The organism is Hoeflea sp., assembly GCF_039975035.1.
Lineage (GTDB): Bacteria > Pseudomonadota > Alphaproteobacteria > Rhizobiales > Rhizobiaceae > Hoeflea.
The window spans coordinates 1-9807 of record NZ_JBDWHW010000056.1; the positions used below are offsets into that span (position 1 = coordinate 1).

Annotated in this window: 6 protein-coding genes; 4 read left to right on the plus strand and 2 right to left on the minus strand. The window is 59.2% G+C overall.

From position 1 onward, the window contains the following. Together rpoB and rpoC are read left to right on the plus strand one after the other, a co-directional pair. Nucleotides 1-2876 (plus strand): DNA-directed RNA polymerase subunit beta (gene rpoB, locus ABJN75_RS04455; protein WP_348437252.1); only part of this gene is annotated, 2876 nt, incomplete at its 5' end. Between the two features lie 178 nt (nucleotides 2877-3054). Next, entirely contained in the window at nucleotides 3055-7263 is a 4209-nt protein-coding gene (gene rpoC / locus ABJN75_RS04460; protein ID WP_348437254.1) for a DNA-directed RNA polymerase subunit beta', read from the plus strand. Between the two features lie 72 nt (nucleotides 7264-7335). Here rpoC and ABJN75_RS04465 read toward each other — a convergent pair whose 3' ends face one another. Then, a complete protein-coding gene (locus tag ABJN75_RS04465; RefSeq protein ID WP_348437256.1) occupies nucleotides 7336-7800 on the minus strand; it encodes a DUF302 domain-containing protein in 465 nt (154 codons plus the stop codon). 261 nt (nucleotides 7801-8061) lie between these two features. Beyond that, nucleotides 8062-8358, minus strand: a complete 297-nt coding sequence (locus ABJN75_RS04470) for a transcriptional regulator (RefSeq protein WP_348437258.1) — start codon at nucleotides 8356-8358, stop codon at nucleotides 8062-8064. 249 nt (nucleotides 8359-8607) lie between these two features. Here ABJN75_RS04470 and ABJN75_RS04475 point away from each other — a divergent pair, with 249 nt between their 5' ends. Beyond that, a complete protein-coding gene (locus ABJN75_RS04475; protein ID WP_348437260.1) occupies nucleotides 8608-8862 on the plus strand; it encodes a GlsB/YeaQ/YmgE family stress response membrane protein in 255 nt (84 codons plus the stop codon). A 467-nt stretch (nucleotides 8863-9329) separates the two neighbouring features. Beyond that, nucleotides 9330-9701, plus strand: coding sequence for a 30S ribosomal protein S12 (rpsL, locus tag ABJN75_RS04480; protein WP_007197105.1), 372 nt, complete (start codon nucleotides 9330-9332; stop codon nucleotides 9699-9701). Nucleotides 9702-9807: the final 106 nt, after the last annotated feature.

A 9807-nucleotide genomic window follows, 5' to 3' on the forward strand; every position in this document is an offset into this window, starting at 1 on the left:
CGGAAGACACCGTCCGTGTTCTGCGCAAGGATGACATCATCGCCGTGGTTCGCACGCTTGTTGCACTGCGCGACGGCAAGGGTGAAATCGACGATATCGACAACCTCGGCAACCGCCGGGTGCGTTCGGTCGGCGAACTTATGGAAAACCAGTACCGTCTTGGCCTGCTGCGCATGGAGCGCGCCATCAAGGAACGCATGTCATCGATCGAAATCGATACGGTGATGCCGCAGGACCTGATCAACGCCAAGCCGGCCGCGGCCGCCGTACGTGAATTCTTCGGCTCGTCGCAGCTGTCGCAGTTCATGGACCAGGTGAACCCGCTGTCGGAAATTACCCACAAGCGCCGTCTTTCAGCGCTTGGACCTGGCGGTCTGACCCGTGAGCGTGCCGGCTTTGAAGTCCGCGACGTTCACCCGACGCACTATGGCCGTATCTGCCCGATCGAGACGCCGGAAGGCCCGAACATCGGCCTGATCAACTCGCTCGCCACCTTTGCGCGCGTCAACAAGTACGGCTTCATCGAAAGCCCGTATCGCAAGATCAAGGACGGAAAGGTCACCAAGGAAGTGATCTATCTTTCGGCCATGGAAGAGGCGAAGTACTTTGTCGCCCAGGCCAATGCCGAAGTCAGCGAAGACGGACACCTTGTCAGCGAATTTGTCGTCTGTCGTCATTCCGGCGACGTGATGATGACCCCGCGCGACAACATCGATCTGATGGACGTCTCGCCGCGCCAGCTGGTGTCGGTGGCGGCAGCCTTGATCCCGTTCCTTGAGAACGACGACGCCAACCGCGCGTTGATGGGATCGAACATGCAGCGTCAGGCGGTCCCGCTGGTTCGCGCCGAGGCGCCGTTCGTGGGCACCGGCATGGAGCCGATCGTGGCGCGTGACTCCGGTGCTGCCATTGCGGCCCGCCGTGGCGGTATCGTTGACCAGGTTGATGCAACCCGTATCGTTATCCGTGCGACCGAGGATATGGAAGCCTCGCAGTCCGGTGTCGATATCTACAGGCTGCAGAAGTTCCAGCGTTCCAACCAGAACACCTGCATCAACCAGCGTCCGCTGGTCACCGTGGGCGACGTTCTGAACAAGGGCGACATCATTGCCGATGGACCGTCGACCGATCTTGGCGATCTGGCGCTGGGCCGCAACGTGCTCGTCGCGTTCATGCCCTGGAACGGCTACAACTACGAGGACTCGATCCTTCTGTCCGAGCGCATCGTCTCTGACGACGTGTTCACCTCCATCCACATCGACGAGTTCGAAGTGATGGCGCGTGACACCAAACTTGGACCGGAAGAAATCACCCGCGACATCCCGAACGTTTCGGAAGAAGCGCTCAGGAACCTCGACGAGGCCGGCATTGTCTATATCGGCGCTGAAGTGGCTCCGGGCGACATTCTGGTCGGCAAGATCACGCCAAAGGGCGAAAGCCCGATGACGCCGGAAGAAAAGCTTCTGCGCGCCATCTTTGGCGAGAAGGCTTCCGATGTCCGCGACACCTCCATGCGGATGCCGCCCGGAACCTACGGCACCATCGTGGAAGTCCGCGTTTTCAACCGCCACGGCGTTGAGAAGGACGAGCGCGCCATGGCCATCGAGCGCGAGGAAATCGAGCGCCTGGCCAAGGACCGTGACGACGAGCAGGCAATTCTTGACCGTAACGTCTATGGCCGCTTGACGGACATGCTGGCGGGCAAGGTGGCGATTGCCGGACCGAAGGGCTTCAAGAAGGGTTCGGAAGTCAGTGCCGAAACCATTGGCGACTATCCGCGGTCGCAATGGTGGACGTTCGCTGTCGAGGACGAAAAGCTGCAGGGCGAGATCGAAGCGCTGCGTGGTCAGTACGACGATTCCAAGAAGCTGCTTGAAGCCCGCTTCATGGACAAGGTCGAGAAGGTCCAGCGTGGCGATGAACTGCCGCCGGGCGTCATGAAGATGGTCAAGGTCTTTGTTGCCGTGAAGCGCAAGATCCAGCCGGGTGACAAGATGGCCGGCCGTCATGGCAACAAGGGTGTGGTTTCCCGCATTCTGCCGTGCGAGGACATGCCGTTCCTGGAAGACGGAACCCATGTCGACATCGTGCTCAACCCGTTGGGCGTGCCGTCGCGCATGAATGTCGGGCAGATCCTGGAAACCCATCTCGGATGGGCTTGCTCGGGAATGGGCAAGAAGATCGGCGCGATGCTCGATGCCTACAATGCGGGTGCGGATATCCAGCCGCTGCGTGACACCATCGACAGCGTGATCGGTACCGGTCCGAAGGGCGAGCCGATCAAGGATTATGATGATCCGTCGATCGTCAGGTTGGCCGAACAGACCCGCCGCGGCGTGTCGATCGCCACACCTGTGTTTGACGGTGCGGTCGAGGCCGACATCAACATCATGCTCGGCCAGGCCGGTCTTGATGTGTCGGGTCAGTCGACGCTCTATGACGGGCGTACGGGTGAGACCTTCGACCGTCCGGTGACCGTGGGCTACATCTATATGCTCAAGCTCAACCACCTGGTGGACGACAAGATCCACGCCCGTTCGATCGGTCCTTACTCGCTCGTTACCCAGCAGCCGCTGGGCGGCAAGGCGCAGTTCGGCGGACAGCGTTTCGGGGAAATGGAGGTCTGGGCGCTCGAAGCCTATGGCGCCGCCTACACCCTGCAGGAAATGCTCACGGTCAAGTCGGACGACGTGGCTGGCCGCACCAAGGTCTACGAGGCCATCGTGCGCGGCGACGACACCTTCGAGGCAGGCATTCCGGAGAGCTTCAACGTTCTCGTCAAGGAAATGCGGTCGCTGGGTCTCAACGTCGAGCTGGAGTCCAACAAGATCGACGGTATCGCCGAGCGGGATGAACTGCCCGACGCGGCTGAATAAAGCCTGGAAGGGGCGAGGGACCAAAATCCCTCGCGCTGTCTTCCGTCCCGCAGCCGCGGGCTGGAGATGAAACCCGCGTTCGACGCGGTCAAAAATGAATTTCAGGCGATGGCCTGTTGCCGGGTGTCCGCCGGCGCCGTCGCAAGCCAAGGGCGAACAGCCCTAAAAGGAGACAGGCATGAACCATGAGGTCATGAATCTTTTCAACAACGCCGTTCCGGCGCAGACGTTCGATTCCATCCGGATCTCGATCGCCAGCCCCGAGAAGATTCTTTCCTGGTCCTTCGGCGAAATCAAAAAGCCGGAGACGATCAACTACCGGACCTTCAAGCCTGAGCGCGACGGTCTGTTCTGCGCCCGTATTTTTGGTCCGATCAAGGATTATGAGTGCCTGTGCGGCAAGTACAAGCGCATGAAGTACAAGGGCGTCATCTGCGAAAAGTGTGGCGTCGAAGTCACGCTCAGCCGCGTGCGGCGCGAGCGCATGGGCCATATCGAATTGGCAGCCCCCGTTGCCCATATCTGGTTCCTGAAGTCGCTGCCCTCGCGCATCGGCACGTTGCTCGACATGACGCTCAAGGATATCGAGCGCGTCCTGTATTTCGAGAACTACATCGTCACCGAACCTGGTCTGACCTCGCTCAAGGAGCATTCGCTGCTCTCTGAAGAGGATTACATGATCGCTGTTGACGAGTTCGGCGAGGATTCCTTCACCGCCATGATCGGCGCTGAGGCAATCTATGAGCTGCTGGCATCGATGGACCTCGAGCGGATCGGCGGCGAACTGCGCACCGAACTTGCCACAACGACGTCGGAACTGAAGTCCAAGAAGCTGATGAAGCGTCTCAAGATCGTTGAGAGCTTCATGGATTCGGGCAACCGGCCGGAATGGATGATCATGAAGATTGTGCCGGTGATCCCGCCCGACCTTCGTCCGCTCGTCCCGCTGGATGGCGGCCGTTTCGCCACCTCCGACCTAAACGACCTTTATCGCCGCGTTATCAATCGCAACAACCGTCTCAAGCGGCTGATCGAACTGCGTGCGCCCGGCATTATCATCCGCAACGAGAAGCGGATGCTGCAGGAAGCCGTTGATGCGCTGTTCGACAACGGTCGCCGTGGCCGCACCATTACCGGTGCCAACAAGCGTCCGCTGAAGTCGCTCTCCGACATGCTCAAGGGCAAGCAGGGCCGTTTCCGGCAGAACCTGCTCGGCAAGCGCGTCGACTATTCAGGCCGTTCGGTCATCGTGACCGGTCCGGAACTCAAGCTGCACCAGTGCGGCTTGCCCAAGAAGATGGCGCTTGAGCTGTTCAAGCCGTTCATCTATGCGCGCCTTGACGCCAAGGGCTATTCATCCACGGTCAAGCAGGCCAAGAAGCTGGTCGAGAAGGAAAAGCCTGAAGTCTGGGATATCCTCGACGAGGTTATCCGCGAGCATCCGGTGCTTCTCAACCGCGCTCCGACGCTTCACCGTCTGGGTATCCAGGCGTTTGAACCGACCTTGGTTGAAGGCAAGGCGATCCAGCTTCACCCGCTCGTCTGCACCGCGTTTAACGCCGATTTCGATGGCGACCAGATGGCTGTTCACGTGCCGCTGTCGCTCGAAGCCCAGCTTGAAGCGCGCGTCTTGATGATGTCGACCAACAACATCCTGCACCCTGCCAACGGCGCTCCGATCATCGTGCCGTCGCAGGACATGGTGCTTGGCCTCTACTATCTTTCGATCCAGGCTGAGAACGAGCCGGGGCAGGGCATGGTATTCTCCGATATGGGCGAACTTCATCATGCGCTGGAAAGCAAAGTTGTAACCCTGCACACCAAGATCAAGGGTCGTTTCAAGACCGTTGACGCTGATGGCAACCCGGTTTCGAAAATTTTCGAAACGACACCGGGCCGCATGATCATCGGCGAACTTCTGCCCAGGAACGTCAATGTTCCGTTTGATACCTGCAACCAGGAAATGACCAAGAAGAACATTTCCCGGATGATCGACACCGTCTACCGCCACTGCGGCCAGAAGGACACGGTCATTTTCTGCGACCGGATCATGCAGCTCGGCTTCGGCCACGCCTGCCGCGCCGGCATCTCGTTCGGCAAGGACGACATGGTAATTCCCAACACCAAGGCGAAGATCGTTGGCGACACCGACAGCCTGGTCAAGGAATACGAGCAGCAGTACAACGAAGGCCTGATCACTCAGGGCGAGAAGTACAACAAGGTCGTTGACGCCTGGGGCAAGGCCACCGAGAAGGTCGCCGATGAAATGATGGCGCGCATCAAGTCCGTGGAATTCCACGAAAATGGTCGCCAGAAGCAGATGAACTCGATCTACATGATGAGCCATTCGGGCGCACGTGGCTCACCGAGCCAGATGCGTCAGCTCGGCGGGATGCGCGGCCTGATGGCCAAGCCGTCAGGTGAAATCATCGAGACCCCGATCATCTCGAACTTCAAGGAAGGCCTGTCCGTGAACGAGTACTTCAACTCGACTCACGGCGCACGTAAGGGCCTCGCCGACACCGCGCTCAAGACCGCCAACTCCGGTTACCTGACCCGTCGTCTGGTTGACGTGGCGCAGGATTGCATCGTCACCCATGTCGATTGCGGCACCAAGGAAGGCCTGACAATGACGGCCATCGTTGACGCCGGTCAGGTTGTGGCGTCGATCGGTCAGCGTATTCTCGGTCGGACGACGCTTGACGACATCAATCACCCGATCACCGGCGAGTTGATGGTCAAGGCCGGCTCCACGATCGATGAGGCGCAGGTCGTTGAAATCGAAGCTGCGGGCATTCAGTCGATCCGCATCCGTTCGCCGCTGACCTGCGATATCCAGACCGGTATTTGCGGAACCTGCTACGGACGTGACTTGGCGCGCGGTACGCCGGTCAACATCGGTGAAGCTGTCGGCGTCATCGCCGCCCAGTCGATCGGTGAGCCGGGCACTCAGCTGACCATGCGTACCTTCCACCTTGGCGGCACCGCCACCGTGGTTGACCAGTCGTTCCTGGAAGCCTCTTACGAGGGCACGGTCCGTATCAAGAACCGCAACATGCTGCGCAACTCCGATGGCAATCTGATTGCCATGGGCCGCAGCATGGCTGTCCAGATCCTGGACGAGAAGGGCGCCGAGCGCTCGTCGCAGCGTGTGGCCTACGGCTCCAAGATCTTTGTCGACGATGGTGATGCGGTCAAACGCGGCCAGCGTCTGGCAGAGTGGGATCCGTACACGCGTCCAATGTTGACGGAAGTCGAAGGCACCGTTGAATTCGAGGATGTCGTCGACGGCATCTCGGTTCTCGAAGCTACCGACGAAGCGACCGGCATCACCAAGCGTCAGGTTATCGACTGGCGTTCGACGCCGCGCGGTGTCGATCTCAAGCCGTCGGTCGTCATCAAGGGCAAGGATGGCGATATCGCCAAACTGGCCCGTGGCGGCGAAGCCCGGTTCCAGCTCTCGGTTGACGCTATCCTGTCGGTCGAACCCGGCGCCAAGGTCAGCCAGGGCGATGTTCTGGCCCGTGTGCCGCTCGAAAGCGCCAAGACCAAGGACATCACCGGTGGTCTGCCGCGGGTTGCGGAATTGTTCGAAGCCCGTCGTCCGAAGGATCACGCCATCATCGCCGAGATCGATGGCACTATCCGCTTCGGTCGCGACTACAAGAACAAGCGTCGCATCCAGATCGAACCGGCGGAAGATGGAGTCGAGCCTGTTGAATATCTCATTCCAAAGGGGAAGCCTTTCCACCTTCAGGATGGCGATTTCATCGAAAAGGGCGACTACATCCTCGACGGCAACCCGGCGCCGCACGACATTCTGGCAATCAAGGGCGTGGAGGCTCTCGCCTCTTACCTCGTCAACGAGATCCAGGAAGTCTACCGTTTGCAGGGCGTTCTGATCAACGACAAGCACATCGAAGTGATTGTCCGGCAGATGCTGCAGAAGGTCGAGATCACCGACTCCGGTGATTCCGTCTACATCGTCGGTGACAATGTCGACCAGATCGAACTCGACAACGCCAATGACCGTCTGGTCGAGGAAGGCAAAAAGCCTGCGTATGGCGTTCCGGTTCTGCTCGGCATCACCAAGGCATCGTTGCAGACACCGTCCTTCATCTCGGCGGCATCGTTCCAGGAAACCACCAAGGTGCTCACCGAGGCCGCAGTTGCGGGCAAGGTCGACACGCTGCAGGGTCTCAAGGAAAACGTCATCGTCGGACGTCTGGTGCCTGCAGGTACCGGCGGCACCATGACCCAGATCCGTCGTATCGCCACGTCGCGCGACGATCTGATCCTGGACGAACGCCGCAAGACTTCGGGCGCGGAGACTGCCGCCCCGATGCTTACCGACATGGCCAAGGAAGAGCCAACGCCGGCCGAATAAGGGCCCGCGCATACCCAATAAAAAGGCCGCCTTTCGGGGCGGCCTTTTGCGTTTCGGAGACTGACTTGGGACCTATTTCGCCGCAGCGTCGGTCAACTTGCCCAATGCACCCGTCATCACCTCGAACGCTTGATCTGCACCTTCAACCTCGTAGCGGGCCTTGAGTTCGGCGGGGTCGAGATAGCCGATCCGGGTCTGGCCGGCATCATCCCAGATCAGCACGCGGTTTGGCAGGTCCAGACCGGCGCGGGGTGCAGCCTGCAGGATCGGTGTGCCGATTTTGGGGTTGCCGAACATCACCAGTGTCATCCCGGCCAATTCGGCATCAATGCTCCTGGCGCCAGCGGCGTGATCAACACGGGCAAAAACCTTGGCGCCGGCCTTTTCAACCGCTTCCACCAATCTGTCAGCGGTCGTCTCCACCGAACCGGAGCTGTCCTTGATGATCCAGCCATCCTCTGCACCGGCGGAAAAAACGGTCGTCATCATCAACGTTGCGGCTGCGGCCGCAATTTTCAGTTTGTTGTGAAATGGCATGTCTCTTCTGTCTCCCTCGAGTGTAACAAGTGTTCTTATCAACGGCTCAAGCAGTCCTGTGTTCCACACGGCTTCCTGTCCGCGATGTTGCCGGTATCGCACGCGGCAGCGCAGTGCGGTCATGCGGATTGCTCGGTGGTCAAATAAACACGTCGCGGATACCGGGAGAAATCACCTTTGCCATGCGCTGCTCACAACCGTGTGACCAACAGGCGGCATGTCAGGTATGTCAGCCTCGATGTTGACGTAAAATTGCTACTCTCATTCGAAGGCGATGACGGCCACTTCGCCTTCCAGTGCGCCCTGGTAGGCCGAGGCATGCGGTTCTTCGTCCGGCGCACCGCCCATCAGGCCGATCTGGTCCAGATCGGCTTCCGCATATCCTTTCGATGACAGTGCATCGAGACAAAGCCGCACTGCGGTGTCCTCGTCGGGGGCGGCGAGCAGCACGTGCACGGGGGTCATGGTCCCGCCTTTCTGCTTGCTGGTCTGGCCGACGATGATGAAGATGGCGGGAGCGTCGCCGTTGTCATGATCATTGTCGTTATCGGGGTTCATTCGCCATCCTTTCCGAGCTTTGGGGAAGCATTACCTCCCATGTTGCAAGCGCGATGGCAACGCGATTTCCCGTCCGAACCCAGAACTGCGCCTTCCTGTGTCTGGATGCTGACTTGAGCAGCCAAGCAATAAACCACCAGCAAGCTTGCCGACGCGGGCTTTCCGTGGTTGTCTGGGAAGAACCGGGCAACGGTGGATAGCTTGTGGTGACCGGGCTTGTCCGGCACACGGACAGAGGGAGTTGGGCATATGGGTCTTCAGGGTCTTTTGATTTTTCTTCTCATAGGCGCCGTAGCGGGCTGGCTTGCCGGTGTTATCATGAAGGGGTTCGGCTTTGGCCTGATCGGCAACATCATCGTCGGCATCGTCGGCGCCTTTGTCGCCGGATTGATTCTGCCAATGGTCGGGGTCTCGATTGGCGGTGGAATCGTCGGATCGATCATTCATGCCACCATCGGCGCGGTAATTTTGCTGTTTATCATCGGACTGGTGCGAAGACGCTGATTCCTTGCCGGTCACGCTCTGAGTCGTTGCGGTGCCGTTGAGGACGGTTGATTCTGCGTAATCGCGCCGTCTGCCAGGTTCCTTCGACGAGGCAGGGCAACTAAACGCCCTGCGGGGGTGAGATGGCGCAACAATATGTCTCGTGCGCCCCGTATTCGTGATCTGGACCGCCCTTCGGCACGATTATTTCACCTGTGGCCTTGACGGCATGGGGGGAAATCAGTAGTTACCGGCCACCGAGACCGATGTGAGACGCTTTTCTTCGGGACGACACGTCCTGAAACTTGTCTCAAACAAGGTTTCTGACTGCACTGTGAACTGACAATGCTGCACGCATGACACGAGTATTCGTGTCCTCTGCTTTCATGGGCCCTCCGGCAATACCGGAACCGGCCCTTGTTTTGCGCTTATGGTTTGCGTGCATGGTGCCTGAGAGGGCGAAACATGAATTCTAAAGGGATGGTTACATGCCAACTGTAAACCAGCTGATCCGCAAGCCGCGCCAGGCGCCGGTAAAGCGCAACAAGGTTCCCGCGCTGGAGCAGAATCCGCAGAAGCGCGGCGTATGCACTCGCGTGTACACCACGACCCCGAAGAAGCCTAACTCGGCTCTTCGTAAGGTTGCCAAGATCCGTTTGACCAACGGCTACGAAGTGATCGGCTATATACCGGGTGAGGGCCATAACCTTCAGGAACACTCCGTGGTCATGATCCGTGGCGGTCGCGTCAAGGATTTGCCCGGCGTGCGTTATCACGTCATCCGCGGTGTTCTCGACACCCAGGGCGTCAAGAACCGCAAGCAGCGCCGTTCGAAGTACGGCGCCAAGCGTCCGAAGTAATTGTGTTGGCCGGCTGCATCCAACGGTGCGGCTGGCCATTTCGACCCATCAGTTGAAAGACGAAAAGCATGTCACGACGTCACAGTGCAGAAAAGCGTGAGATCAA

Bases quoted from the DNA above. Each gene is read 5' to 3' on its own strand.
- rpoC (WP_348437254.1), top strand. From the start codon at position 3,055: ATGAACCATGAGGTCATGAATCTTTTCAACAACGCCGTTCCGGCGCAG.
- ABJN75_RS04465 (WP_348437256.1), bottom strand. From the start codon at position 7,800: ATGCCATTTCACAACAAACTGAAAATTGCGGCCGCAGCCGCAACGTTG.
- ABJN75_RS04470 (WP_348437258.1), bottom strand. From the start codon at position 8,358: ATGAACCCCGATAACGACAATGATCATGACAACGGCGACGCTCCCGCC.
- ABJN75_RS04475 (WP_348437260.1), top strand. From the start codon at position 8,608: ATGGGTCTTCAGGGTCTTTTGATTTTTCTTCTCATAGGCGCCGTAGCG.
- rpsL (WP_007197105.1), top strand. From the start codon at position 9,330: ATGCCAACTGTAAACCAGCTGATCCGCAAGCCGCGCCAGGCGCCGGTA.